At 63.4% G+C, this 26,898-nt stretch carries 25 protein-coding genes; 15 read left to right on the top strand and 10 right to left on the bottom strand.

The window, feature by feature from the left end; all coding sequences use genetic code 11:
* Positions 1-174 (bottom strand): hypothetical protein, encoded by a 174-nt coding sequence (locus JQ507_00520; protein QRI70067.1) that lies wholly within the window; start codon positions 172-174, stop codon positions 1-3.
* A gap of 209 nt (positions 175-383) precedes the next feature.
* On the opposite strand from JQ507_00520, the gene JQ507_00515 reads away from it, so the two are divergent.
* Positions 384-671 (top strand): hypothetical protein, encoded by a 288-nt coding sequence (locus JQ507_00515; protein QRI70066.1) that lies wholly within the window; start codon positions 384-386, stop codon positions 669-671.
* 49 nt (positions 672-720) lie between these two features.
* On the top strand, positions 721-903 hold the full coding sequence (locus tag JQ507_00510; GenBank protein QRI70065.1) for a hypothetical protein: 183 nt from the start codon (positions 721-723) through the stop codon (positions 901-903).
* Positions 904-1,042: 139 nt separating this feature from the next.
* Here JQ507_00510 and JQ507_00505 read toward each other — a convergent pair whose 3' ends face one another.
* The 3 genes from JQ507_00505 to secA all read right to left on the bottom strand — a co-directional run bounded on the left by JQ507_00505 (position 1,043) and on the right by secA (position 6,511).
* Positions 1,043-1,879: a haloacid dehalogenase-like hydrolase gene (locus JQ507_00505; protein QRI70064.1), complete on the bottom strand. Its 837-nt coding sequence runs from the start codon at positions 1,877-1,879 to the stop codon at positions 1,043-1,045.
* 486 nt (positions 1,880-2,365) lie between these two features.
* Complete coding sequence (locus tag JQ507_00500; protein ID QRI70063.1) at positions 2,366-3,532, bottom strand: site-specific integrase; 1,167 nt, start codon at positions 3,530-3,532, stop codon at positions 2,366-2,368.
* Positions 3,533-3,646: 114 nt separating this feature from the next.
* Positions 3,647-6,511, bottom strand: coding sequence for a preprotein translocase subunit SecA (gene secA / locus JQ507_00495; GenBank protein ID QRI70062.1), 2,865 nt, complete (start codon positions 6,509-6,511; stop codon positions 3,647-3,649).
* A 379-nt stretch (positions 6,512-6,890) separates the two neighbouring features.
* Here secA and JQ507_00490 point away from each other — a divergent pair, with 379 nt between their 5' ends.
* A complete protein-coding gene (locus JQ507_00490; protein QRI70061.1) occupies positions 6,891-7,829 on the top strand; it encodes a peptidylprolyl isomerase in 939 nt (312 codons plus the stop codon).
* Positions 7,830-8,044: 215 nt separating this feature from the next.
* Positions 8,045-9,286, top strand: a complete 1,242-nt coding sequence (gene argJ, locus JQ507_00485; GenBank protein ID QRI70060.1) for a bifunctional glutamate N-acetyltransferase/amino-acid acetyltransferase ArgJ — start codon at positions 8,045-8,047, stop codon at positions 9,284-9,286.
* Positions 9,287-9,606: 320 nt separating this feature from the next.
* Here the strand turns inward: argJ and JQ507_00480 are convergent, their stop codons facing one another.
* The gene (locus tag JQ507_00480; GenBank protein QRI70059.1) at positions 9,607-10,935 is read right to left on the bottom strand and encodes a pilus assembly protein; all 1,329 of its coding nucleotides are present in this window, start codon (positions 10,933-10,935) and stop codon (positions 9,607-9,609) included.
* Between the two features lie 172 nt (positions 10,936-11,107).
* Between JQ507_00480 and JQ507_00475 the strand changes: the two genes are divergently transcribed.
* Positions 11,108-11,518 (top strand): (deoxy)nucleoside triphosphate pyrophosphohydrolase, encoded by a 411-nt coding sequence (locus tag JQ507_00475; GenBank protein ID QRI70058.1) that lies wholly within the window; start codon positions 11,108-11,110, stop codon positions 11,516-11,518.
* 405 nt (positions 11,519-11,923) lie between these two features.
* Here JQ507_00475 and JQ507_00470 read toward each other — a convergent pair whose 3' ends face one another.
* Positions 11,924-12,766, bottom strand: a complete 843-nt coding sequence (locus JQ507_00470; protein QRI70057.1) for a methyltransferase domain-containing protein — start codon at positions 12,764-12,766, stop codon at positions 11,924-11,926.
* 78 nt (positions 12,767-12,844) lie between these two features.
* On the opposite strand from JQ507_00470, the gene JQ507_00465 reads away from it, so the two are divergent.
* From JQ507_00465 to JQ507_00445, 5 genes are all read left to right on the top strand, one after another.
* Positions 12,845-13,654: a ComF family protein gene (locus JQ507_00465; protein QRI70056.1), complete on the top strand. Its 810-nt coding sequence runs from the start codon at positions 12,845-12,847 to the stop codon at positions 13,652-13,654.
* Positions 13,655-13,683: 29 nt separating this feature from the next.
* On the top strand, positions 13,684-13,956 hold the full coding sequence (gene grxC / locus JQ507_00460; protein ID QRI70055.1) for a glutaredoxin 3: 273 nt from the start codon (positions 13,684-13,686) through the stop codon (positions 13,954-13,956).
* On the top strand, positions 13,956-14,834 hold the full coding sequence (locus JQ507_00455; protein ID QRI70054.1) for a carbon-nitrogen hydrolase family protein: 879 nt from the start codon (positions 13,956-13,958) through the stop codon (positions 14,832-14,834). The genes grxC and JQ507_00455 overlap by 1 nt, the downstream gene beginning before the upstream one ends.
* Complete coding sequence (locus tag JQ507_00450) at positions 14,831-15,301, top strand: DUF1178 family protein (protein QRI70053.1); 471 nt, start codon at positions 14,831-14,833, stop codon at positions 15,299-15,301. Before JQ507_00455 ends, JQ507_00450 begins: the two co-directional genes overlap by 4 nt.
* 126 nt (positions 15,302-15,427) lie before the next feature.
* The gene (locus tag JQ507_00445; protein ID QRI70052.1) at positions 15,428-15,868 is read left to right on the top strand and encodes an EamA family transporter; all 441 of its coding nucleotides are present in this window, start codon (positions 15,428-15,430) and stop codon (positions 15,866-15,868) included.
* 1 nt (position 15,869) lies between these two features.
* Here JQ507_00445 and JQ507_00440 read toward each other — a convergent pair whose 3' ends face one another.
* Positions 15,870-16,769, bottom strand: a complete 900-nt coding sequence (locus JQ507_00440) for a DMT family transporter (protein ID QRI70051.1) — start codon at positions 16,767-16,769, stop codon at positions 15,870-15,872.
* A gap of 304 nt (positions 16,770-17,073) precedes the next feature.
* Here JQ507_00440 and JQ507_00435 point away from each other — a divergent pair, with 304 nt between their 5' ends.
* Positions 17,074-18,366 (top strand): IS4 family transposase, encoded by a 1,293-nt coding sequence (locus JQ507_00435; protein QRI70050.1) that lies wholly within the window; start codon positions 17,074-17,076, stop codon positions 18,364-18,366.
* Positions 18,367-18,415: 49 nt separating this feature from the next.
* On the opposite strand, the gene JQ507_00430 is transcribed toward JQ507_00435, so the two are convergent.
* From JQ507_00430 to JQ507_00420, 3 genes are all read right to left on the bottom strand, one after another.
* Positions 18,416-18,697, bottom strand: a complete 282-nt coding sequence (locus JQ507_00430) for a GIY-YIG nuclease family protein (GenBank protein QRI70049.1) — start codon at positions 18,695-18,697, stop codon at positions 18,416-18,418.
* 297 nt (positions 18,698-18,994) lie between these two features.
* On the bottom strand, positions 18,995-19,753 hold the full coding sequence (ubiG, locus tag JQ507_00425) for a bifunctional 2-polyprenyl-6-hydroxyphenol methylase/3-demethylubiquinol 3-O-methyltransferase UbiG (GenBank protein QRI70048.1): 759 nt from the start codon (positions 19,751-19,753) through the stop codon (positions 18,995-18,997).
* Positions 19,754-19,767: 14 nt separating this feature from the next.
* Positions 19,768-20,235, bottom strand: coding sequence for a PH domain-containing protein (locus tag JQ507_00420; GenBank protein ID QRI70047.1), 468 nt, complete (start codon positions 20,233-20,235; stop codon positions 19,768-19,770).
* A 177-nt stretch (positions 20,236-20,412) separates the two neighbouring features.
* Here JQ507_00420 and JQ507_00415 point away from each other — a divergent pair, with 177 nt between their 5' ends.
* From JQ507_00415 to prmC, 4 genes are all read left to right on the top strand, one after another.
* Complete coding sequence (locus JQ507_00415) at positions 20,413-21,669, top strand: aspartate kinase (protein QRI70046.1); 1,257 nt, start codon at positions 20,413-20,415, stop codon at positions 21,667-21,669.
* Between the two features lie 450 nt (positions 21,670-22,119).
* Positions 22,120-24,387 carry a phosphoenolpyruvate--protein phosphotransferase gene (ptsP, locus tag JQ507_00410; GenBank protein QRI70045.1) on the top strand — a complete coding sequence of 756 codons (2,268 nt, stop codon included), beginning with the start codon at positions 22,120-22,122 and terminating at the stop codon, positions 24,385-24,387.
* Between the two features lie 68 nt (positions 24,388-24,455).
* Complete coding sequence (gene prfA / locus JQ507_00405) at positions 24,456-25,535, top strand: peptide chain release factor 1 (GenBank protein QRI70044.1); 1,080 nt, start codon at positions 24,456-24,458, stop codon at positions 25,533-25,535.
* 52 nt (positions 25,536-25,587) lie between these two features.
* The gene (gene prmC, locus JQ507_00400) at positions 25,588-26,475 is read left to right on the top strand and encodes a peptide chain release factor N(5)-glutamine methyltransferase (protein ID QRI70043.1); all 888 of its coding nucleotides are present in this window, start codon (positions 25,588-25,590) and stop codon (positions 26,473-26,475) included.
* The last annotated feature ends 423 nt before the right edge of the window (positions 26,476-26,898 follow it).

The following is a 26,898-nucleotide window of genomic DNA, read 5'->3' as shown; positions in this document are numbered from 1 at the left end:
TTAGAAGCTTTTCGTCCAGCTCACCCAGGCGTCAAACTGCGGCGACACTCCTTTCCGAATGTCTCCGATCACAGAGGCGGTGACCTTTTTTCCCTTGGCGTCCCCCTCATGAATCTTAGCACCGGCCTTTTCGAGTTCTTCGAGAGCTTTAGCAACATCTTCTGGTTTCGACATTTTCTCGACTCCTAAAATTGCTTAGCTGAAATTGGGCGAGTCATTGAGCTTGCTCTCCCTTAGGTAGAATACCGCAAAGTATCGTTTTGTAAATAGTTGTCCGGGATTGCCCGAATGAGCTAGCCACCATTTTACGAATTAGTTTCGTAAATTCAGTCGCCTAGTCTAGTTGCAAACACGGTTGGTGTGGCCTGCTTACCGTAATACTCTTGGATCATCTGCACAGATGTATCCATGTTGCGAGCGACATCAAACACGCCGACGCCATTTCGCAGCGCATTCACCGCACAGAAGTGCCGTACGCAGTAGACGGCATACTTTTCACCGAAGCTGCTTCTGATGATCCCGGCGTCTCGGAGCGCCGCATTCAGCTGATCGATGAGCGTGATGATTTGCGCTCCATCGGGCATGACCAGAGCGTTACAATCGGGGATCTCTTCAACATCGAATTTCCGCCCATCTTAGCCGAGCGCCCTTCTTCTGCACCTCAATGTTGACAGGGGGATAAGTCCTGTTACGAAGGCCCCTCAATTCAAGGAGCCCTCAATGGCAAAAAAAGCAAAAAAGCGGACTCCTGTTCGCTATTCGAAAGATGACATCAAAGCACTGAAGGCACACTCGAGGGCGAGAACACCTCTCAAGAGAATTGCGAAAGAGATGAAACGCACCGAAGGTTCATTACGTCAGAAGGCGCTGAAGCTGGGTATTGGCCTCGGTCATCAACGCTAGCTTCAATTGATCTCCTTCAGTAAGCAGTCAATCCCTGGGCTTGTCACCTTAGCAACGCCGGTTTCGCTGGTGCCTGTCGATTGCTGTTGTCCCGTGACACAACATTCGCCAGTGCTGGCATGGACCAATCTTGGTCTAGCTAACTGTTACGTTTCATCTGGCGCACAGCATCGCTTGCAGCAATCTTTTCGATGATTGTTTTCATGATGAGGTCCAGCGATTTTCCGTCAGAATAATCTGCCGGAGAAATGAAGTCTGCCCGTCTGTCCGTGATCAGTTTCTGCGCCTTCTTGCTGGACGTGTTCGGTCGGTAGACAGCAATTGAGTGGCCGCCCTGCTCACGGACCAGGCGCATGCAAGGAATGTCGGTATCGCCATCACCGATAAACACAATGTTGCTGAAGGGAATCGGTCGCTGGTCAGGATCGACGTATTCGTTGATCTTTTTGTGATCGCTGACAGTAAGCGCCCCTTTATTAATCCGAAACAAGTATTGCGTCTTAGTGGTGTAGTTGATCGCCAATGCGGGCCAGCTAGCGACGCCATTTTCGTCATAAGCAAACGAAGAGGCGAAGATCTTGCGAAACTGGCGACCGATCTTGCTCGCCCTTATCATCTCCTTGATGCCGGACGAGATGATGAAGTGCTCCAGTTTCACATTGTGTCGACCAGCATGAGCGTTGATCCGAGCAAACCACTTTTCGACGCCGGGAAACAATTTGACCGTCTTGCCATGCTGGGCAATGTCTCTGCGACGCACCGGCACTCCGGCTGCTTTTGCTCGCTCCAACATAAACGTCATATAAGAGAGAATTTCGTCTGCCTCGTGTTTCTCTGCTCTCTCCTTGTTGCGAGACCAGAACTTGGCTTTTGTCATTCCGATAGCGGGAATAAAGGTATTTTCTTGCACGTTGCCTTGCGCAAGGGTCCCGTCGAAATCGTACGCAATAGCCATAGGGATTAGTTTCTTAGGCATCGCAGGCTTCCTAGATTCTCGTCGCTTTCTCGTTCAATCGGACCAAGCGACTGAGGCGTGCTAGAGCTGACATTTGATGGTGATCATGGTCTTATCTCCCCGTTTGTAGCCATGGCGGGGTGCCAGTGATTTTTGGCTAGTAACGAAAGCGCCAGTTGCTTCGTCCAATCGCAATAGCTTCCAACCCACAGGTTCATTACTGACGCTGCCTCCGGCAACCTGCCAAACACGCATAACAGCGTGGTCCTCCTTAGTAATTCCGACGGCATGGACTTCAACGTCTCGATTGTAACCGTCGTATCGAAGCTGAAGGACATGCCCTGACAGCAGAGCATCACAGGCAGTTTGTAACCACACTTGCGAATCTCCAGTTGGGAATCCGGTCCTTTCAACGTAAGCGAGTCGTGTTGCCTGGCAAAGCCCGAGGTCCCAAGGCGCACAAGCTTTTGCCCGCAGAGCCAGTTCAGGGACCAGGAAATTCGTGGGCTAGTCGCCGAGTCTCGTAGCAAACACAGCAGGCGTAGCCTGCCTTCCGTAGTACTCTTGTATCATCTGCACTGATGTACCCATGTTGCGGGCGACTTCGAAAACGCCCACTCCATTGCGGAGCGTATTGACTGCATAGAAATGTCGGAGGCTGTAGACAGTATACTTTTCGTTGAAGCTACTCCGCTCGACCCCGGCACCTCGCAAAGCTGCATTCAGCTGATCGATGAGCGTGATAATCTTCGATCCGTCTGGCATGACGAACAGCAAGTCGTCGGGATCTTCCTTCCGACGCTTTGTCAAGTATTTGTCCAATCGTTTGGCTGCGACCGATCTCAAGATGGCGTCCCGCTCACCAGTTTTTCCTCGCACTACCAAGCGGAAATTTTTGCGACCTTTTTCATCTGTAAACGGGTGAACGTCACGGACATTCAGATTGTTTGCTTCGCCGGTGCGAATGCCTGAGTTGGCCAAGACAAGAACATAACTGCGCAACAGCTCCCTGCTTTTGCGGGTGCGAACATCTCTTGCCGTTTTGATGCGCTTACATAAGGTGCGCCAAAGCTTGCAGTATTCCCAGCGCTCAAACGCAGGACGCACACGTTTCCTTTTCGGCGTGAAGGAAATAGTGATTGGCGGTTTGTTGCCTCGCCAGCCCTGCTCAGCGGCCCACCTAACGATGGCCTTCCCGAGCATCATGTCCCACTGAAGCGTCTTATCCGTGGGATACCGCTTGGCGTTCTTCGGCAGCTTGTCGAACGAGGCGTAGTAGTCACGGCGCCAGGGAACGAACTCCCGCATCACCTTGTCGTTGATGTCCTCGACGGCGAGCTGCCCAGCGTACTCACGCCAGAACTTCGAAACTCTTCTGATCTGCCTCAGCATCCCCGTTGAGGTCTTGCCGTGCGCATGATCCCGCTCACGGAAGCGGATGTACTCGTCGATGACAGTCGAGAATAATTTGGATTTTGGCGGCAAGCCCTGCTCGGCTCGGTGTTCCATTTGGAACAGCAGCCGACGGCCTGTTTGAACGGCAGTCTCCTCAACTGTCGTCTTCAAAGACCGAGTTACATATTTCCCCGGCGAAAGTCGCAGGCGGGCGTAGTAGGTGCCGGCTCGGCGAAAAATCGTGAGCTTGCCATCTTCAAGATAGCGAGCGCCGTCCATTCGTGGTGTCCCTGAAGTTCAGCAAGCACCACCAGGATTGAAATGCTTTCGAGAGTTAGACAAAAACGACCGAGTTTTGAACAGTCGAGACGCCTAACTACTTGAAATCATTGGCTAAGCGTACCGCCCGTGGCAGTGCTTGTACTTCTTGCCCGAACCGCAGGGGCAATCCTCGTTGCGGCCGACCTTGCCCCAGCTTGCCGGGTCATTCGGATTGCGCTCGGCGGCGGACATGGCCGGCGCCAGCGAGGCCTGGGCGTAGGTGGCTTCGCTGAGGCTGGCGCGGGCGAACTCGTCCTCACCGGTGTTGGGATCGAGCTTGTGGGCTTCCATCATCGGCAGCGGCTGCGGCGGCTCGTCCGGCGGCACGATCTCGACCCGCATCAATTGCGCGGTGACCGCCTCGCGCAGATGCGCGCTCATCTCCTGGAAGAGATTGAAGGCTTCGGTCTTGTACTCCTGCAACGGATCGCGCTGGCCATAGCCGCGCAGGCCGATCACCTGGCGCAGATGGTCGAGCATGATCAAATGCTCGCGCCAGAGATGGTCGAGCGTCTGCAGCAGGATGGTCTTCTCGACGTAGCGCATCACGTCGGGGCCCCATTGCGCGACCTTGGCCGCCATCCGCTCGTCGACATGGTTCTCGATGCGGTTGAGCAGCTCCTCGTCGGCGATGCCCTCTTCCTTGGCCCATTCGTCGACCGGCAGGTCAACATCGAGCACGCGCTTCAGCTCTTCCTTGAGGCCCGCAGTGTCCCACTGCTCGGCATAGGCATGTTCGGGGATGTGCTTGGCGACCACGTCCTCGACGAAGGCATGGCGCATGTCGGTCACGGTCTCGACGACGCTGTCGTCCTTCATCAGGTCGACGCGCTGGTCGAAGATCACCTTGCGCTGGTCGTTCTGGACGTTGTCGAACTTGAGCAGGTTCTTGCGGATGTCGAAGTTGCGCGCCTCGACCTTCTGCTGGGCCTTTTCGAGCGCCTTGTTGATCCAGGGATGGATGATGGCCTCGCCTTCCTGCAGGCCGAGCCGCTGCAGCATGCTGTCGAGCCGGTCGGAGCCGAAGATGCGCATCAGGTCGTCTTCCAGCGACAGGAAGAATTTCGAGCGGCCGGGATCGCCCTGACGGCCGGAGCGGCCGCGCAGCTGGTTGTCGATGCGGCGGGATTCGTGCCGCTCGGAGCCGATGATGTAGAGGCCGCCCGGCTTCTTCACGGTCTTGGCGGGCTTGTTGCCCTTGGCGGGCTCGACCTCGAAATCCTCTTCCGCCTTCAGCACGATCTCGCGGAAGCGCTCGATGTCGGCCTTGATCTGCTCGATCTTCTTGGCCTTCTCGGCCTCGTCGGTGATGCCTGCGGTCTCCTGCTGGATCCGCATCTCGAGCGAGCCGCCGAGCTTGATGTCGGTGCCGCGGCCGGCCATGTTGGTCGCGATCGTGATCGCGCCCGGCACGCCGGCTTCGGCGACGATATAGGCTTCCTGCTCGTGGAAGCGCGCGTTCAGCACCGCGAACAGCTTTGCCGGCTTGCCGGCGCGGGCCGCGGCGTAGAGCTTCTCCATGCCGGATTCGGAGGTGAAGTCGATCTGCTTGTAGCCGTGCTTCTTGAGGTACTCGGCCAGCACTTCCGACTTCTCGATCGACGCCGTGCCGACCAGTACCGGCTGCAACCGCTTGTTGGCCCGCTCGATCTCGGCAAGGATCGCACCGTACTTCTCGTTCTGCGTGCGATAGACCTCGTCGTCCTCGTCGAGACGCGCCACCGGCAAATTGGTCGGGATCTCCACGACCTCGAGCTTGTAGATGTCGAACAGTTCGTCGGCTTCGGTCAGCGCCGTGCCGGTCATGCCGGACAGCTTGGCATACATCCGGAAATAGTTCTGGAAGGTGATCGAGGCCAGCGTCTGGTTCTCGGGCTGGACCGTGACGTGCTCCTTGGCTTCCAGCGCCTGGTGCAGGCCTTCCGAATAGCGGCGACCCTGCATCATGCGGCCGGTGAACTCGTCGATGATGACGACCTCGTCGTCGCGGACGATGTAGTCCTTGTCGCGGGTGAACAGCGTGTGCGCGCGCAGCGCCTGGTTGACGTGATGCACGACCGAGACGTTCTCGACGTCGTACAGCGAATCGCCCTTGAGCTGGCCGGCGTCGCGCAGCAGGTTCTCGAGCTTCTCCATGCCGCCTTCGGTCAGCGTCACCGTGCGCTGCTTCTCGTCGACCTCGTAGTCGTCCTTCTTGACGAGCTTCGGCATGAAGGTGTCGATGGTGTTGTAGAAATCCGAACGGTCGTCGAGCGGGCCGGAGATGATCAGCGGCGTGCGCGCCTCGTCGATCAGGATCGAGTCCACTTCGTCGACGATCGCGTAGAAATGCTCGCGCTGGACCATGTCCTCCAGGCGGTACTTCATGTTGTCGCGCAGATAGTCGAAGCCGTATTCGTTGTTGGTGCCGTAGGTGATGTCGCAGGCATAGGCCGCCTTGCGCTCGGCATCGTCGAGGCCGTGCACGATCACGCCGGTGGTCAGCCCCAGGAAAGCGTAGATCTGGCCCATCCAGCCGGAGTCGCGGCGGGCGAGGTAGTCGTTGACGGTGACGACATGGACGCCCTTGCCGGCGAGCGCGTTGAGGTAGACCGCAAGGGTCGCGACCAGCGTCTTGCCTTCACCGGTCTTCATCTCGGCGATGTCGCCCTCGTGCAGCACCATGCCGCCGATCAGCTGGACGTCGAAATGGCGCTGGCCGAGCGTCCGCTTGGCCGCCTCGCGCACCGTGGCGAAGGCCGGGACCAGGATGTCGTCCAGGGTCTTGCCTTGGGCTAGCTGCTGCTTGAATTCGGCAGTGCGGGCCTTGAGCTCGTCGTCCGTCAGTTTGACGAGGTCGGGCTCCAGCGCGTTGATGGCGTTGACGCGGGACTGATACCCCTTGACCCGGCGGTCGTTGGCGGAGCCGAAAAACTTGCGGGCGAGCGCGCCGATCATGCGAAATTCCTGTTCTTCGGTCTCGAGTTCGGTCTTGGTTCAGTCTTGAAGCTTAAGTCTTGGAATACAGCCTGAGATGGTCCGCCAGATCGCCTATCAACTCACCGTGACGCGCTGCAACTCGAGCCCCGACCCGGGGCTCCTCCGCCAATTGAGTGGGAAACGGGCCATCCTGGGTTCAACGGCGAAAAACGCAGCAAAATAAGCGCTCTCACCGCTGACGCGGTCGGCCAGAGATATGGCCCGGTCGGGGGGTTGTCAACGTCGCCAAGATGTCAAGGAATTCATCATTTTGACAAGACTTTCGCGTTGCCAATGTAACACGATTGGGCGAGTGTCCGCCCCGCTCGAGCTTCCCCCTTTAGATCAAGGATTTTGCATGACCACCTCGCCTCCGGAAATCAAAACCGGCCTGCGCCTCGGCCTCGCCGCCCTGGCCGCCACGGGCTGTCTTGTCGCAGTGCTGGCTGCCGGCCTGCCGGTCCGCGCCGCGGAATCGGACCCGGTGCTGGCGAAGGTCAACGGTTCCGAGATCCACGCCAGCGACGTGGCGCTCGCCGAGGAGGAACTCGGCCCGAGCCTGCAGCAGATGGACCCCTCGACCCGCAAGGACAACGTGCTGTCCTTCCTGATCGACATGAAGATCGTCTCCAAGGCCGCCGAGGACAAGAAGATCGAGAACAACGACGATTTCAAGAAGCGGCTCGCCTTCACCCGCAACCGCCTGTTGATGGACAGCCTGCTTGCCAGCGAGGGCAAGGCCGCGACCACCGACGATGCCATGAAGAAGGTCTATGACGAGGCCTCCAAGCAGATCACCGGCGAGCAGGAGGTGCGCGCGCGCCACATCCTGGTCGAGACCGAGGATGAGGCCAAGGCGATCAAGGCCGAGCTCGACAAGGGGGCTGACTTCGCCGAGCTCGCCAAGAAGAAGTCCAAGGATCCCGGCGCCTCCGACGGCGGCGACCTCGGCTTCTTCACCAAGGAACAGATGGTGCCGGAATTCTCCGCGGTCGCCTTCGCGCTCGAGCCGGGCAAGATCTCCGATCCGGTCAAGTCGCAGTTCGGCTGGCACATCATCAAGGTCGAGGAAAAGCGCAACCGCAAGGCGCCCGACTTCGAGCAGGTGAAGGCCCAGATCGAGACCTATGTGACCCGCAAGGCCCAGGCCGACTACGTCGCCAAGCTGCGCGAGGCCGCCAAGGTCGAGCGCATGGACAAGCCGGCCGACGCCGCCAAGGACCCGGCCGCACCGGCCGATGCCGCCAAGGACGCGCCGAAGCCCGCCGACAACAAGATGGCGCCTGCGAAGAAGTAAGCGCCGCGACGCTGAACTGATCGAAGTTGCGATGGCCGGGCATGTCCCCGGCCATCTGCGTTTTGGGGAGGCTTTGCAGCACGGATGAAGCGCAGCGCAATCCGGGCTACGGATTGTCGTTTCTTGAACGATTGATGACAGCGCGTCAGCCCTCTCCCGCTTCGGCCGGCGAGATGTTATGCAGCGCTTCCCTCCCCGTAGCCGGAAGCCTGCCGATGTCCACCGCCGTCTCCCCCCTCGCCCCGCCTGACGTTCCCGAGATGCCCGTGATCGCGGGTGTGCGGCTTGCTACCGCCGCCGCCGGCATCCGTTACAAGGGGCGCACCGACGTGCTGCTCGCGCTGCTGGACAAGGGCACCACGGTGGCCGGTGTGTTCACCAAGTCGAAATGCCCGTCGGCGCCGGTCGAATGGTGCCGCGCCAAGCTGAAGGGCGGAGCCGCGCGCGCGCTGGTGGTCAATTCCGGCAATGCCAACGCCTTCACCGGCAAGACCGGCAAGGCCTCCACTGCGCTGACCGCGCAGATCGCCGGGAAAGCGGTCGGCTGCTCGACCTCGGAGGTGTTCCTGGCTTCCACCGGCGTGATCGGCGAGCCGCTCGACGCTACCAAGTTCGATGGCGTGCTGGCGCAGCTCGCGGAGACCGCAACCCCGGATCGCTGGATGGACGCCGCCCGTGCGATCATGACCACCGACACCTTCCCGAAGGTCGCCACCGCGACCGTGAAGCTCGGCAAGGCCAAGGTGACGATCAACGGCATGGCCAAGGGCGCCGGCATGATCATGCCCGACATGGCGACCATGCTGTCCTTCATCTTCACCGACGCGCCGCTGTCGGCCGGTGTGCTGCAAGCGCTGCTCAAGGCCGGCGTCGAGGACACCTTCAATGCGCTGACCATCGACGGCGACACCTCGACCTCGGACACGCTGCTGGCGTTCGCGACCGGCGCCGCGGCGGCCCATGGCGCGCCGAAGATCTCGCGCGCCAGCGACCCGCGCCTGAAGGCCTTCACCAAGGCGTTCCAGCAGATCCTCGCCGACCTCTCCGAGCAGGTGGCGCGCGACGGCGAAGGCGCGCGCAAGCTGGTCGAGGTCGTGGTCGAGGGCGCGACGACAAAACCGTCGGCGCGCAGAATCGCGATGTCGATCGCCAATTCGCCGCTGGTGAAGACCGCGATCGCCGGCGAGGACGCCAATTGGGGCCGCGTGGTGATGGCGGTCGGCAAGGCCGGCGAACCCGCCAACCGCGACAAGCTCTCGATCTCCTTCAACGGCATCCGCGTCGCCAAGAGCGGCGCGCGCGATCCGTCCTACAATGAGAAAGAGGTCTCGGAGGCGATGAAGGCGCCGAAGGTCCAGATCAAGGTCGCGCTCGGCCTCGGCAAGGCGAAAGACCGCGTGCTGACCTGCGACCTCACCAAGGAATACGTCACGATCAACGGCGACTACCGGTCGTAGGGCTTTCGTCGTTGCGACGAACGAGGCTCTCGATTCCGTCATCCTGAGGAGCGCCAACGGGTCCGCGCGAAGCGCGGCCCGATGACAGGCTCCGCGCGTCTCGAAGGATGCACGGCCCCGATGGCGCCGACTGGAGAGAACCGGACCGCCGATCCTTCGAGACGCCGCGCGAAAGCGCGGCTCCTCAGGGTGACGGGGATAGGGTGGTGAGTCGCTGACCTAAAGCGCGATGATATTTGGTTGAATCGTCATCGCGCTTTAGCTCTTTGTTTGAGCATGATCTTTTCGGAAAACCGCTTCGCACTTTTCCGGATCATGCTTTAGCTGCTGATCCGCGCGTTGGCGACCGCCTTCTTGAACAGCGCGTTCATCGCGTCCGCGATGCCCTGGGTCGGGCTGACCTCGAAGTAGAAGCCCGGCGACGCGCAGGCCTGCATGTTCTGCGCGATCTCGCTGTTCGGCGACGGACCGAACGGGCCCTTGTTGAACGGATCGATCCAGCTCATGTACCAATTGTTGGTCGGCAGCTGCAGATAGGTGGTGTAGAGCACCGCGATCTTGATGCCGCGGTTCTTGATTGCCGTGCAGAGCGCCGGGTTGATCGGCGACTGGCAGCGGTTGCTGCCGGTGATCGGCTTCAGGCAGCTTGAATTGGGCTCGTCAGCCACGCCATCGGACACGAAGAACAGATACTTCAGCGGCGCCGCCGAGGTGCCGGGGCCCGGCGCGCTGATCGCGTTGCTGATGGCCGGAAACACCGTGGTGAACTGGGTGTCCTTGTCGGCGGTGTAGGCGTCGTTGTTGCCGTAGACGCCCATCAGATCGATGTTGCCGGCCGCGGTCTTGGCGCTCGACAGGCTGGCCGACAGCGAGAACAGCGGGCGCAGGCCGATCGTCTGCGAAGAGGCGCCGAAATCGTAGATCGCCATCCGGTACTGGCTGGAATAGGTCGCGGTATTCGCCGCCGTGTCCATCAACTGCTGGGTCGCGCTGCGCAGCACGTCGATTCGCGTCGTGACGCCGAGCGTCTTGGCGAGATTGTAGTAGTTGTTGGGATCGTTGTAGTCGTGGCAGGCGAAGGCGCACTGGTCCGGGGTGTTGTTGACCATCTTGGTGACATCGGTCGGCGTCGCCGCAACCCCCATCGACGGCGAGTTGTCGAGCAGGAGATAGAAATCGATATAGAGCGGCATGGTCGCGGTCGAGGTCGAGGTACCCGACACGGACACCTTGCCCTGCCCGATGACGCCGAGGAACATGGTCGGGACATCGGCCGTGAACTTGACCGTCGAGGTGATGGTGCCGCCGCTCTTGGTCATGGTCGGCGTCACGCTCGTCAGCGTAAAGCCGTTCTGGTTGAAGACGTTGCCGTTGAAGATCTTCCTCGCATCGGCTTCGCCCGCCGTGATCTCGCCGTCCGAGGTCATGGCGCCGGCCGCGATGAAGCCGGGCGATCCCCTGGCGACCGACCCGACGCTCGCCGCGTCGGCGGCGGATATCAGCTTGCTGCGGATCTGGTTGGCGCGCGAATAGTCGACCGCGCATCCGACGGCGATCATCAGCGGCAGCAGAGCGAGGCCGAAGATCATCGCAATGTTGCCGGAGCGATCGCGGCGGAAACGGCTGAGGGTCCGGATCAAGGTGCTCATGGGTTATATCGGCACAAGAAATGATGGGTAGATAAACGGCTCCACCCTGCCGGCGACGAATTAAGAGCGGCTTATCGCGGACGCAGAAAGAGCGTGCGGGCACAAATCGTTTGGCCGAGGGGCGCATTGCTGGTTAATGAAAGCTTGCAGATCAGAAGGAAATTCCCGCTTTATGGCTGACATCAAGCTGACCCTCGTCGTCGCCTGCGCGCTGGTCGACGCCGACAAACGCGTGCTGCTGGCGCAGCGCCCCGCAGGCAAGGCGCTGGCGGGCCTGTGGGAATTCCCCGGCGGCAAGATCGAACCGGGCGAGCGGCCGGAACAGACCCTGATCCGCGAGCTGCACGAGGAGATCGGCATCACGGTGAGCGAGCCGTGCCTCGCGCCGCTGACCTTCGCCAGCCACGCCTACGAGACCTTCCATTTGCTGATGCCGCTCTACATCTGCCGCCGCTGGGAGGGCATGGCGGTGGCGCGCGAGGGCCAGAACCTCGCCTGGGTCCGCGCGGGCAAGCTGCGCGACTACCCGATGCCGCCCGCCGACATCCCGCTGCTGCCGCACCTGATGGATTTGCTGCTGTGACCTCCTCTGCCGCTCCGGGGAGGTGCGTTGCCAAAAACATCAAAAACAACCCCATGCAAAGGCAGCCGGCGGTAGCCGGCGCTCGACCAGGCGACTTGACACGTCGGGCAACTCACCCGCATAATTCCATTATTCCGAAATCGTGGAGACGTCCCTCGCCCCCTTGCTCGCGCTGATAAAGGGACCTGACGGTAAGGGACGCACTGTGGACAGGCTCCCTCCCCACTTGCGGGGGAGGGCTGGGGAGAGGGGTGCCACACGGCGCGCTCTCTCCGCATGATCTTGAACACGCGCGCAGAATTGCGAAAGCGATGATCACACGAATATCTCGCTCGGGGCTACCCCTCTCCCCAACCCTCTCCCGCAAGGGGAGAGGGAGCCTGAGCAGCGTGCGCCCCTAACGGCTCAACGCTTCACACCCTTCACCGCCGCCTCCAGGCTCGCCTTCGCCGAGCCCGGCTTCAGCGGCTTCGGCTGGCTGTCATGCGGCGCCCAGCCGGACAGCCAGACGATGTCGAAGGTGGCGCGGATGCGGCCGTCGGGATCGGCGAAGCGCTCGCCGTAGATCTGCGCCATGCGCAGCATGGTGGCGCGGCGGGTCGGGGCGTGGCGGCGCTCGTGCAGCACATTGGTCGCGCCCATGCGCCTGAGATCGGCCATCAGCGCGAACGCGCTGGCATAGCGCACCACGACGCGGTCGACATCGGTGACCGGCAGCGCGAAGCCAGCGCGCTGCAACAACGCCCCGATGTCGCGCAAATCGGCGAACGGCGCGACGCGCGGCGACACGCCGCCCTCGCACTCCGCCTCCGCCGCGGCGAAGCTTTGCCTGAGTTCGGTCAGCGTATCGCCGCCGAGCATCGCAGCGAGCAAGAGCCCGTCCGGCTTCAGCGCGCGGCGGATCTGCGCGAGCACGCCGGGCAGATCGTTGACGAACTGGAAGGCCAGCGCGGAGACCATGAGATCGAGCGACTCCGGCGGCAGACCGAGCGCTTCCGCCTCGCTGAAGCCGATCGGATCGACCGATCCGACACGCCCGCGCAGGGCGTCCCCGAGCCCGTCACCCGGCGTCCAGAGATCGGCCGCCGCCGAAAAGCTGCGCGATACCGCCTGCAAACGGTCCGCCATGTCTGCGGTGACACGCTCGAGCAGGAACGTCGCCGCCCCCGCGCGCCGGGCGCGCGACAGCCGCGCGGCGAGCAATGCGCGATCGAACAGGTTGGGAGCGGTGGCCGGGTTCGGTGCCATGCCGGCTGGTTACGCCGGACCGCCGTCGCAGGCAATGCGCCTTGAGCCCGCGTTGCGCAAACGCTAGCCTCGCCTGCCATGGACGCCGAGGCATCACCGACACGCTCCATTACCGGTCAGGTCCAGCGCGCGCTCGGCGCGGTCGGCGGCGCTTGGTTGCGGACTGCGCGGCTGGCGCTCGACATCGCGCTGCCGACGCTGTGCGTGTCCTGCCGCGAGCCGGTCCATGGCGAAGGGGTCTGTGCGGCGTGCTGGGCCAAATTGTCGTTCATCGCGCCGCCGTTCTGCCCGCGGCTCGGCATTCCCTTTGTCTACGATCCAGGTCCCGAATTGCTCTCGATGGAGGCGATCGCCCATCCGCCGGCCTACAGCAGGGCCCGCGCCGCGGTGCGCTATGACGATGTTGCGCGTACGCTGGTCCATGCATTGAAATATCAGGATCGCACCGATCTGGCGCCCACAATGGGTCGCTGGATGGCCCGGGCGGGGAAGGAATTGCTCTCCGAGGCCGACATGCTGGTTCCGGTTCCGCTGCACTGGCGGCGGGGCTGGAGCCGGCGCTACAACCAGTCCGGCGCGCTCGCCAAGGTGATCGCGCGCCACAGCGGCGTGAAAATGGTCTCCGAGGCGTTGCGACGCACCCGCGCCACCGAGCAGCAGATCGGGCTGTCGCGCAAGGACCGCGCCAGCAATGTGCAGGGCGCATTCGGGGTCGCCGATGAACGCAAGGCTGACATCCAGGGCCGCCGCGTGGTCCTGGTCGACGACGTCCTGACCTCGGGTGCGACAGTGGATGCCTGCGCACGGGCGCTGCTGCGGGCCAAGGCCGCGCAAGTCGACGTGCTGGTGTTCGCCCGGGTTGTCGATACCCACCGTGCTCCCATATAATCTGTCATTCAGGTTCAACCGAGCACACCATGACCGCTGCCATTGAAATCTACACCCGCCCGGGCTGCGGTTATTGCACCGCGGCCAAATCGCTTTTGACGCGCAAGAACGCCGCGTTCACCGAACTCAGCGTCGCGAGCAACCCGGCCTACCGCGACGAGATGTACGATCGCGCCGGCAGCGGGGCGACCTTCCCGCAGATCTTCATCGGCCAGACCCATGTCGGCGGCTGCGATGAGCTCTACGCGCTCGACCGCGAGGGCAAGCTCGACGGCCTGCTCAGCAACGGAGGCGGCGACTGATGGTCACGGACAACAAATTCACCGCCGCGATGGTGCAGATGCGCACCGGATTGCTGCCCGAGCCGAGCCTCGAGCAGGGCACGCGGCTGATCCGCGAGGCGGCGGCGCAGGGCGCCAAATACGTGCTGACCCCCGAGGTCAGCAACATGATGCAGCTGAACCGCGCGGCGCTGTTCGAGCATTTGGCCAGCGAAGAGGACGACAAGTCGCTGCAGGCATACCGCGCGCTCGCCGCGGAGCTGAAGATCCATCTGCATATCGGCTCGCTGGCGCTGCGCTACTCGCCGGAAAAGGCGGTCAACCGCTCGTTCCTGATCGGGCCCGAGGGCAATGTGCTCGCGAGCTACGACAAGATCCACATGTTCGACATCGATCTGCCGGGCGGCGAGAGCTACCGCGAATCGGCCAATTACCAGCCCGGCGAGACCGCCGTGATCTCCGACCTGCCCTGGGGCCGGATCGGATTGACGATCTGCTACGACGTGCGCTTCCCGGCGCTCTATCGCGCGCTGGCCGAGGCCGGGGCCTCCTTCCTCACCGTCCCCTCCGCCTTCACCCGCAAGACCGGCGAAGCGCATTGGCACACGCTGCTGCGCGCCCGCGCCATCGAGACCGGCTGCTTCGTGTTCGCCGCGGCGCAAGCCGGCCTGCATGAGAACAAGCGCGAGACCTTCGGGCATTCGCTGATCATCGACCCCTGGGGCGAGATCCTCGCCGAGGGCGGCGTCGAGCCAGGCGTGTTCCTCGCCGAGATCGATCCCGCCAAGGTCGAGACCGCGCGCAAGACCATTCCCTCGTTGCAGCACGGCAGGCGTTTCGGCATCGCCGACCCCAAGGCCGGCCCGGAGCATCTGCACCTCGTCCGGGGTTCGGCATGATCCGCTACACGCTGCGCTGCGCGCGCGGCCATCAGTTCGAGAGCTGGTTCCAGAGCTCCTCGGCCTATGAATCGCAGGAGCGGCGTCACCTGATCAATTGTCCGTCCTGCGGCTCGGCCGAGATCGAGCGTGCGATCATGGCGCCGCAAATCGTCAGCAAGAAAGGCCGCGAACCGGCCCAGCCTGCGCCGGCCTCGCCTGTCGAAGCGACCGCCACTGAATCGACGTCGCTGATGATGGCGCAGGAGCGCGAGCTGCGCAGCAAGCTGAAGGAACTGCGCGACCACATCGTGAAGAATGCCGACAATGTCGGCGACCGCTTCCCCAACGAAGCCCGCAAGATGCATTACGGCGATATCGAGCACCGGCCGATCTACGGCGAGGCCTCGCCCGAGGAAGCGCGCGCGCTGATCGACGAAGGCGTCGAGGTCTCGCCGCTGCCGACGCTGCCGGAAGACCGGAATTGACGCCCTTCCGTGATTCCGGGGCGCGCGAAGCGAGAACCCGGAATCCATCGGGCCACAAGTCCGGCGTTGGAATGGATTCCGGGCCCGCGCAAAGGGGCGCGCCCCGGAACGACGGAAGAGAGTGACATGACCCCCGAGACATTTTCTTCCTGGCAGGTCTGGGCGTTTCTGTCCGCCGTGTTCGCGGCCTTGACCGCGATCTTCGCCAAGGTCGGCGTCGAGGGCATCAACTCCGATCTCGCGACCCTGATCCGCACCGTGGTCGTCCTGATCACGCTGTCGGCGATCCTGTTTGCGACCGGGCAGTTCACCCAGGCCGGACCGATCTCGACCAAAAGCTGGCTGTTCCTGCTGCTGTCCGGGCTCGGCACCGGCGCGTCGTGGATCTGCTATTTCCGCGCGCTCAAACTTGGGCCGGCCACACTGGTCGCGCCGATCGATAAGCTCAGCGTGGTGCTGGTGGCGCTGTTCGGCGCCGCGTTCCTCGGCGAACGCCCCTCGCCCTATGGCTGGATCGGGATCGCGCTGATCTCGGCCGGCGCGGTGCTGATCGCTGTTAAAGGCTGATCTACGCGGCGATCAAGAGCGCGACGCCGATCACGATCAGGACGATGCCGAACACCTCGCGCAGCGAGAACGGCTGCTTGAGCGAGAAATAGGCTACGCCCTGCGCGAACAGCACCTCGATCAGCGCCAGCGTGCGCACATTGGCGGCGGCGGTGAGTGCGAACGCCAGGAACCAGAACTGCGACGAGAACGCACCCATGAAGCCCGCGAATAGCGAGGGCCGCCACAGGCCGAGGATCTTCCGCAGCACATCGGGCGCGCGCAGCAAGAGATAGACCGACAGGATCAGGGTCTGGACGAACAGGCTCCACATCAGCGTGTAGGAGGCCGCCGTGACAAACGAGACGCCGGGCACCGCGATGATCGCGCCGCGGAAGCTCACCGCCGAGATCGCGAACACCGCAGCCGCGCCGAGGCCGAGCACTGTCGGGCGCAGATCGGCAAAGCTCTTTTGCCCGCCGGGCCTCAGCGCGGTGACGACGACGCCGACGGTTGCGATCACGATCGCGATCACCTTGGCCGACGTCAGATGGTCGCCGAGGAAGACGAAGCCGAAGATCGCGGTCTGGATCGCCTCGGTCTTCATGTAGGCGGTCGTCACCACGAAGGAACGGTCGTTCATCGCCAGCAGCATGAAGCCGGTGCCGACGATCTGGCTGAGCGCGCCGGACAACAGCCACGGCCAGAACGACGCCAGCGGCCACGGCACGGGGTCGCCGGTCACGAGGATCGCGAGCACAAAGAACACCACCGAGAACGGCAGGCCGAACAGGAAGCGGATATTGGTCGCGCCCCAGGTCCCGAGCGGCCCGGTCAGCTGCCGCTGCATCGCATTGCGCGCCACCTGCCCGAACGCAGCGACGATCGTGAAGGGAATCCAGAGCGAGGAGAGCGTGAACATGCGGGATAAGGGGTGCGCCGGGCGGGAGTACGCGCGCAGCGTGCCGGGCCGCACTGATGCGGTCAACTGGCGCTGTGCATGACAGGCCTGCGCCCGTGCCACAAACTCACTGTCGTCCCTGCGAACGCACTAGGGCATGCACACATCTAGTTGGGTGGGGATTCCCGAATCGGTATTTCGTGTGATTCATATTGCGGCACTTCGGCTTTGGCGGAGGTGTCGACATGCTGGCGCAAATTGACTGGTCATTAGGTCGGTTCGGGGATCTCCGCCTCGATAAAGGGGGGCGGCGCTCGTCGAATGCATGGTCGCGGGCAAGGATGTCTGCCTGCGACGGCTGGCAGGAGGCATGCGTGCCCGGGAGGTGCGCTTCAACCGCTTTCTCGGCAATGCCAAGGTGACGACGACGCGGATAATCGAAAGCTGGAGCGATGGTACGGTAATGGCGGCCGAAGGCCGCCATGTGCTGGCGATCCAGGATACCAGCGAGATCAATTTTGCCACCAAGGCACAAAACCGGCGTGGCTTGGGCGAGATCGGTCATGGCAACACCCGCGGGGTGTTGCTGCACCCGATGCTGGCCGCAGACGCGGAAAGCGGCTGCTGCCTTGGCCTGTTGCACGGCGAGATCTGGACCCGCCAGGGCCGCCGCACCGTCTCGCACGACAATCGCGATCTGAAGGACAAAGAATCGCAACGCTGGATCGCGACCGCTCTGGCAGCCAAGCCGCTGTTGGCGAAGGCTGCGATGGTGACCATGCTGGGCGACCGCGAGAGCGACATCTTCGCGCTCTACGCCTGCGCCGCAGAACACCAGTTCCACGTCATTGCCCGGAGCATGCATGATCGCAAGCTGGCGGATGGCTGTGGCCTGTATGCGGCCAGCGAGGCCATGACCAGCATCGAACAACGGACCATCGTATTGCCTGCGCGAGCACAACGGCCTGAGCGGGCTGCGCTTCTCGATCTGCGCTTCGGCGCCGTCGAACTGGCCCGACCGCAAACCAAGTTCCTGCGCCATCTGCCGAAAAGCCTACCCTTGATCCTGGTCGATGTGCGCGAGATCGAGCCGCAGGCCGGGATCGAGCCGCTGCACTGGCGGCTGCTCACCACGCATCCGGTGACGAATGCAGAAGAGGCCTGGCGCATTATCGAATGGTACAAGCGGCGGTGGCTGATCGAGCAGTTCTTCCGCATCTTGAAGACACAAGGCCTCAAGCTCGAAGACAGTCAGATCGGGACCGCCGAGCGGCTTCTCAAGCTGGTCGCGATCGCGGCCAAGGCGGCAGTCATCTCCCTTCAGCTTGTGCAGGCGCGCGATGGTCGCGACAACCAGTCTGTCCGAATTGCCTTCAATGCTGGGGAAGTCGCTACACTTGCCGCCCTCAATCGCAACCTCGAAGCCCAAAGCAAGCGGCTGAGAAACCCGCACCCGCCTGACAGCCTCGCTTGGGCCGCCTGGATTATCGGCCGGCTCGGCGGCTGGGACGGCTATCCATCGTCCAAACCGCCGGGCCCCATCACTATGAAACACGGCCTGCAATACTTCCACGCCGCAGCCGCTGGATGGTCCCTCAGAGATCTGTGCATGCCCTAGTGCGAACGCAGGGACCCATAACCACAGGGAGCGGTATGTGGCACACCGGTCAGACAAGCAGGTCGCTGAGATCCCGCCATTCGAGATTCTCTCGCTCAATCAGCTCGATCTTCCAGTCACGCTTCCATTTCTTGAGCTGCTTCTCGCGTGCGATGGCTTCTTCAGCCCGTTCATAGGCTTCCACATATACAAGGCGGTAAACACCATATGTCTTGACGAATGCTGAGCCCTTTCCGGCTCTATGCTCCTCAAGCCGCTTCTGAACGGAATTCGTCACGCCGATATACAGCGTGCCATGGCGTTGGCTGGCGAGGATGTAGACGTAGTACATGCTCGGAACGCGGACCTCGCCCGATTATTCGGGCCGGTGGTTATGGGTCCCTGCGTTCGCAGGGACGACACCTTTCTGGAGGACATAGCGTCTCACATCTTCAACGGTCGCGCCACAAGCTCCGTGTCGCCCCTGCGAACGCAGGGGCCCATAACCCCAGGGAGCTATTTGGGGCACGATGGCCGGACCGCCGACCTACAACAAATCGGAACGCGGACCTTGCCCAACTATTGGCGCCGGTGGTTATGGGTCTCTGCGTTCGCAGGGACGACACCGGTTGTGTGGATGCGAACAACCCTACACCTCTTCCGCCACCACCATGTAGTTCACGTCCATGTCGGTCGAGACGGTCCATTTGTCGGCGAGCGGGTTGTAGACCACGCCGGCCTGTTCGGTGACGGTCAGGTTGACGTCGCCGAGATAGCGTTCGAGCTCGGCGGGGGTGACGAACTTGCTCCACTCATGGGTGCCGCGCGGCAGCCAGCGCAGCACGTATTCGGCGCCGACGATCGCCAGCGCAAAGCTCTTCCAGTTGCGGTTCAACGTCGAGACCACCATCAGCCCGCCGGGCTTGAGCATGACGGCGCAGCGCTTGATGAAGGCGCCGACGTCGACGACATGCTCGACGACCTCCATCGCCAGCACGATGTCGAAGCGCTCGCGGACGTCCATCTCCTCCACCGTGGTGCAACGGTAGTCGATCGACAGATGGCCCTTGTCGGCGTGCAGCTTCGCCGCGGATATGTTGGTGGCCGACGGATCGATCCCGATCACCTGGGCCCCTAACCGCGTGAACGGCTCGCACAACAACCCGGCGCCGCAGCCGATGTCGAGCAGGCGCAGGCCGGACAGGCAGCTCAGGCTCTTGACGTTGCGCTCGAACTTGCGGCAGGCGGCGTCGCGGATATAGGTCAGGCGCAGCGGATTGATCTTGTGCAGCGGCGCCATCTTGCCGCGCGGATCCCACCATTCATCCGACAGTTTCGAAAACTTCGCGATCTCGGCCGGATCGACCGAGCTGGCGGAGGCACTGGAAAGAGTTGTTTGCGTGGCCATGATTGCGCGCGCCCCTATCGCGCGGTGATCGAATTGCGGAACGATAGCGGCGAAGCGATGGTCTTGATGATCTCGATGCCCTCGCCTACGCCGCGGATGGTGACGTCGCCATAATTGAGCAGCCGCCCCGCGATGCTCTGGTTGACGTCGACGCTCTCGACCTTGTCGAGGCTCATCTCGAAGGTGCGCCGCTTGATGAAGCCGGTCTTGTGCACCACGCGAAAATTGGTGACGTCGGTTTCGGTGGTCCAGCGGTGGAACCAGGCCGCGGCGGTCCAGTACAGGGCCGCGACCGCGACCACGGCGGCCGTCGCGAGGCAGGCCAGCACCAGGCCGTCGACGGTCGTGAACCTCGACAGGATCAGCAGCGCCAGCGCCGCAACCCAGGCGATGATGGCCGGCCAGTAGAAGATCCAGTGCGCATTGGTGGAATACAGCACCTTCTCGCCGGGCTGCAGGATTTCGTCGATGTAACGTCCCATCCAACCCGCCTTCGAGTTACCTCAGCGCCACAACCGGCCTGCAACCGGCCGTAACACCCCCAGGAACCGGCTTGCCCCCGGGCGCGGCGCTATGTATACGCGCCTTTCGGTCCCCGCGCTTGCGGTTTTCGGCGTGGGTTAACCTACTTATCCTCTTAAAGGAATAGACGCGTCGTCATGGGCCGCCTCGTGATGAAATTCGGCGGTACGTCCGTCGCCAATATCGATCGTATCCGCAACGTCGCGCAGCACGTGAAGCGCGAGGTCGACGCGGGCCACGAGGTCGCCGTCGTCGTCTCCGCGATGTCCGGCAAGACCAACGAGCTGGTGGCCTGGTGCACCGAGGCCTCGCCGATGCACGACGCGCGCGAATATGACGCCGTGGTCGCCTCCGGCGAACAGGTCACTTCGGGCTTGCTTGCGATCGTGCTGCAGGGCATCGGCATCCAGGCGCGCTCCTGGCAGGGCTGGCAGATCCCGATCAAGACCTCGGACGCGCATGCCTCGGCGCGCATCCTCGAGATCGACGGTACCGAGATCATCGACCGTTTCAAGGAGCGCAAGGAAGTCGCTGTCATTGCCGGCTTCCAGGGCATCAACCCGCAGACCGGCCGCATCACCACGCTCGGCCGCGGCGGTTCGGACACCTCGGCGGTGGCGATCGCGGCCGCGTTGAAAGCCGACCGCTGCGACATCTACACCGACGTCGACGGCGTCTACACCACCGACCCCCGCGTGGTGCCGAAGGCGCGGCGACTCGACAAGATCGCGTTCGAGGACATGCTGGAGCTGGCTTCGCAGGGCGCCAAGGTGCTGCAGGTTCGCTCGGTGGAACTCGGCATGGTGCACAACATGCCGATCTTCGTGCGCTCCAGCTTCGACAAGCCAGAGGATATCGACCCGCACGCCAACCAGCCGCCGGGCACGCTGATCTGCAGCGAGGAGGAAATCATGGAAATGCACGTCGTCACCGGCATCGCCTTCTCCAAGGACGAAGCCCAGATTTCCGTGCGCCAGATCGAGGACAAGCCGGGCGTCGCCGCGGCGATCTTCGGGCCGCTCGCGGATGCCAACATCAACGTCGACATGATCGTGCAGAACGTGTCGGAGGACGGCAAGACCACCGACCTCACCTTCACCGTGCCGGCCACCGACTACAACCGCGCCAAGGACACCATTACCTCCGCCAAGGCCAGGATCGGCTATGCCAGGCTCGACACCGAGACCGACGTCGCCAAGGTGTCGGTGATCGGCAGCGGCATGCGCAGCCATGCCGGCGTCGCGGCGAAGGCGTTCAAGGCGCTGGCCGAGCGCAACATCAACATCCGCGCCATCACGACGTCAGAGATCAAGTTCTCGGTCCTGATCGACGCCGCCTACACCGAACTCGCGGTGCGCACGCTGCACACGCTGTACGGCCTGGATCAGGCGTAGGAGCGACCGGCATCCGAGCGGCGGGTGGGCTCTCTCCGCCGTCATTCCGGGGCGTGCGCAGCACGAGCCCGGAATCCATGGGGCCACGAGTTTTGCGGATGAATGGATTCCGGGCTCTCGCTTCGCGAGCCCCGGAATGACGGGAGAAGCAGGAGCCGTACTCCCTCACCCCTACCCCGGAGTTAGAATTTCTCTTAGCGGGCGCAGCATTGGGCTGACGCAGACGTTATTTGCTACTGGCAGGCGTTTTGCTTGGCAAAGCGAGCCTCGATTGGCTATACGGCCAGTCAGGTAGGCTGTCGCAAACTGTGGCACAGTTTGGTGATCCCGAATCGGCGGGAACTGGCGCGTGCGGCGACACCGAATGACTAAAATTGTTGTTTTTGAAGAGTTTCGCGCCAGCGGCCGGCCGGCCCGCTGCGCCGGCCTTGCGGGGAGGGACTGAAGCACATGCGGAGCGCGTCGGGAGGCCCACGCATCCTGTTGAGACGGCTCCGCGAAACCATGGCGGAGCAAGTCTCCGCCCAGGAGCGCCTCGACAAGATCGTGGTGCTGATCGCGGCCAACATGGTGGCCGAGGTCTGCTCCTGCTACGTGCTGCGCGTCGACAACACGCTCGAGCTCTATGCCACCGAAGGTCTGAATCGCGACGCCGTGCACCGTACCGTGCTGAGCGCGCATGAGGGCCTGGTCGGCCTCGTCGCCAGCGAGGCGACGCCGCTCAATCTGTCCGACGCGCAAAGCCATCCGGCCTTCGCTTACCGCCCGGAGACCGGCGAAGAGGCCTACCACTCGTTCCTCGGCGTGCCGATCCTGCGCGCCGGCAACACGCTCGGCGTCCTCGTCGTGCAGAACCGCGCCAAGCGGACCTATGTCGAGGAAGAGGTCGAGGCGCTGCAGACCACCGCCATGGTGCTGGCGGAGATGATCGCATCCGGCGAGCTCGCCGCGCTGGCCCAGCCGGGCGCCGAGCCCGCCGCGCGGCACTCGCTGCACAAGACCGGCGCGGTGCTGTCCGACGGCATCGCGCTCGGCCATGTCGTGCTGCACGAGCCGCGCGTCGTCATCACCAACTACATCGCCGAGGACCTGCCGAAGGAGATCAAGCGGCTCGACACCGCGCTCGCCAATCTGCGCGCCGATCTCGACCGCATGCTGGAGCGCGGCGACGTCGCCGAAGGCGGCGAGCACCGCGAGGTGCTGGAAGCCTACCGCATGTTCGCCAACGACCAGGGCTGGTCGCACAAGCTGCATGAGGCGGTCGCCACCGGCCTCACTGCGGAAGCCGCCGTCGAGCGCGTGCAGTCCGACACCCGCGCGCGCATGCTGCGCTCGACCGATCCGTATCTGCGCGACCGGCTGCACGACCTCGAGGATCTCGGCCATCGGCTGATGCGGCAGCTGGTCGGCCAGGATCATGCACCGTCGCGCGAGCAGCTGCCCGACAACGCCATCCTGATCGCGCGTGCGATGGGACCGGCGGCGCTGCTCGACTACGACCGCAAGCGGCTGCGCGGCCTGGTGCTGGAAGAAGGCACCGCGAACTCCCACGTCTCGATCGTGGCGCGCGCGCTCGGCATTCCCGCGGTCGGCGAGGTGCCGAACGCGCCCGGCATCGCCGATCCCGGCGACGCCATCATCGTCGACGGGATTTCCGGCGAGATCTATGTCCGCCCCTCCGCCGAGATCGAATCGGCCTATGCCGAGCGCGTCCGATTCCGGGCGCGGCGGCAGGCGCAATATTCGGAGCTGCGCGACAAGGCCTGCGTGACCAAGGACGGCCAGCCGATCGAGCTCCTGATCAACGCGGGCCTGACCATCGATCTGCCGCACATCGAGGACACCGGCAGCGCCGGCATCGGCCTGTTCCGCACCGAATTGCAGTTCATGGTGAGCCCGAGCCTGCCGCGCTCGAGCGACCAGCTCGCGCTGTACCGCACCGTGCTCGATGCCGCGGGCAACAAGCCCGTCACCTTCCGCACGCTCGACATCGGCGGCGACAAGGCGCTGCCCTATATGGAGACGGTGGTCGAGGAAAATCCGGCGCTCGGCTGGCGCGCGATCCGGCTCGGCCTCGACCGTCCCGGCCTGTTGCGCGGCCAGATCCGCGCGCTGCTGCGCGCCGGCGGCGGCCGCGCGCTGAAGATCATGTTTCCGATGATCTCCGACATCGCCGAATTCGACCAGGCCAAGGCGATCGTCGAGCGCGAGCTGACCTATCTGCGCCAGCACGGCCATTCGCTGCCCGAGCGGATCGATATCGGCACCATGGTCGAGGTGCCGGCGCTGCTCTACCAGCTCGACGAGCTCTTGAAGAAGGTCGACTTCGTGTCGGTCGGCTCCAACGATTTGTTCCAGTTCCTGTTCGCGGTCGACCGCGGCAATGCCAAGGTCTCCGAGCGCTTCGACATCCTGTCGGCGCCGATCCTGCGCGCGCTGCGCGACATCGTGCGCAAGGCCAGGGCGGCGAAGAAGGCCGCCTCGCTGTGCGGCGAGATGGCCTCGAAACCGATCGGCGCGCTGGCGCTGATCGCGCTCGGCTATCGCTCGCTGTCGCTGTCGGCGACCGCGCACGGCCCGGTCAAGGCGATGATCCTCGACCTCGACGCCAGGAAGGCGGAGGCGATGATCAATCCCCTGCTGGACGCACCGGTCGGCAGCGTCTCGATCCGCGAGGCGCTGACGAAGTTTGCGGAAACCGAGGGGCTGGCCTTGTAGCGACGCTGCCGTCGCCGCTATCGCCCCTTTTGCGCCCTTCGCGCTTTCAGCAAATTCGAGATACCGCCATGCTACCCGAAGCCAAACTCGACGTCCTGCTCGCCCATCACGCCTCGCTCGAGGCCGAGCTGCTCGGCGAGGTGAAGTCCGATCGCTACGTTGCGATCACCCGCGAGCTCGCCGAGCTCAATCCGCTGATCGATGCGGTGAAGCTCTATCGCGCTGCTCGCACTGAACTCGCCGATACCGAGGCGATGCTGGCGGACGCAGGCACCGATCCCGAGATGCGCAGCTTGGCGGAAGCCGAGCTGGAGACGCTGCAGGCGCGGATCGGCGATCTCGAGCAGCAGATCCGGATCGCGCTGCTGCCCAAGGACGCGATGGACGACCGCAACGTGATGCTGGAAATCCGCGCCGGCACCGGCGGCGACGAGGCCTCGCTGTTCGCCGGCGACCTGTTCCGGATGTATGAGCGCTTCGCTGCCTTGCAGGGCTGGAAGGTCGAGGTGATCTCGGCGAGCGAGGGCACCGTCGGCGGCTACAAGGAAATCATCGCCGAGGTGCAGGGCCGCGGCGCGTTCGCCAAGCTGAAATTCGAATCCGGCGTGCACCGGGTGCAGCGCGTTCCCGACACCGAGACGCAGGGCCGCATCCACACCTCGGCCGCGACCGTCGCGGTGCTGCCCGAGGTCGAGGACGTCGATGTCGACATCAAGGACACCGACTTGAGGATCGAGACCATGCGCGCCGGCGGCGCCGGCGGTCAGCACGTCAACAAGACCGAATCGGCGATCCGCATCACCCATCTGCCGACCGGCATCGTGGTGATGATGCAGGACAGCCGCTCGCAGCACAAAAACCGCGCCTCGGCGATGAACATCCTGCGCTCGCGGATCTATGACGCCGAGCGCCAGCGCGTCGAGGCCGCGCGCTCCGCCGACCGCAAGGAGAAGGTCGGCTCCGGCGACCGCTCCGAGCGCATCCGCACCTATAATTTCCCGCAAGGCAGGGTCACCGACCACCGCATCAATTTGACGCTCTACAAGCTGCCGCAGGTGATCGCGGGCGAAGCGCTCGGCGAACTGATCGACGCGCTGACCACCGAGCACCAGGCCGCGCAGCTCGCGGCACAGGGCGCGGCGGCGTGAGATTGGCAGCCCGGATGGAGCGAAGCGAAATCCGGGCTATGAGATGGCGGTGATGTCCGTGAACCAGTTCACTGGCCAGACGATCGACGCGGCCCGGCGCGCGCTTGCAACGCGATTGGCAGCCGCTGCCAACGACTCCGCCGAGCTCGATGCACGGCTGCTGGTCGGTGCCGCGCTCGGCCTCGATTTGACCGGCATGATCACCGCGGCGCATCGCGCGCTGACGGCCGACGAATCAACGCGCCTCGAAGCCCTCGCGCAGCGCCGCCTCGCCGGCGAGCCGGTCGCGCGCATTCTCGGCATCAAGGAATTTTGGGGACTGCCGCTGCATCTCTCGGCCGCGACGCTGGTGCCGCGTCCCGACACCGAAACCGTGGTCGAGCGTGCGCTTGAACTGCTGCGCGCCGACGGCGCGGCCGACCGCGCGCTGCGGATCGCCGATCTCGGCACCGGTTCCGGTGCGATCCTGCTGGCGCTGCTCTCGGAACTGCCCAACGCGCATGGCTTCGCCACTGACATTTCGGCAGAGGCGCTGCAGACCGCGCGCCGGAACGCCGCCGAGCTCGGGCTCGCGGATCGCACGACGTGGGTCCAGTGCGACTACGCCAGCGCGCTGACCGGCGCGTTCGACCTGATCGCATCCAATCCGCCTTACATCCCCTCGGCCGATATCGCCGGTCTCGATATCGAGGTGCGCGCGCACGATCCCCGCGCGGCGCTCGACGGCGGCGCCGATGGGCTCGACGCCTACCGCTCCCTGATTTCGCAATCTGCGGGTCTTTTGGCCTCGGGTGGATTTCTGGTTGTTGAAACTGGGCAGGGCCAAAGCGACGACATTGAAGCCCTGATGACGGCTTCCGGCTTATCCCCAACGGGGCCGCCGAGGGCCGATCTGGGGGGCATTCCGAGGGCCGTTTCCGCCCGCCGGCCGCCCCGATAAAGTCCTATTGGAACGCAAAAAAACCTCTTGGAATATCCCCGGGGAACGACTACGTTCCGGGCACAACATCGGTGCTGGCCCCGTAAACCGTTACGGGTGATGACCAGGGTTCAGCAGAGCCCGCCGATCGAAAGGTTCCAGGAACGCAGGTCTCACAGAGCGCAATTAGCCAAAGCTGTGCTGCTCTCGACCGCCAAGCGAACGAAAGCCTGTTATTGCGCTTGAAGACTTACGCACGAGAACTGGGCCTGTCTCGACGGGCGGAATGATTTGGTCGCTGGCGGCTTTTGCCGGCGGTTGGGGAACGCGTATTTGCTGAACGCGATGGTCAGCGACATCGAAGCCACTTCGAACGGTGCTGCGATTCCGTGCGCCTCGGCGCGCGCCGAATCGGACTTTGCAAATCGGACTTTGCAAATCGGA

Source organism: Bradyrhizobium sp. PSBB068, assembly GCA_016839165.1.
Lineage (GTDB): Bacteria > Pseudomonadota > Alphaproteobacteria > Rhizobiales > Xanthobacteraceae > Bradyrhizobium.
The sequence above is the reverse complement of the archived record's forward strand: the minus strand, read 5'-3'. Positions and strand labels throughout refer to the sequence as shown.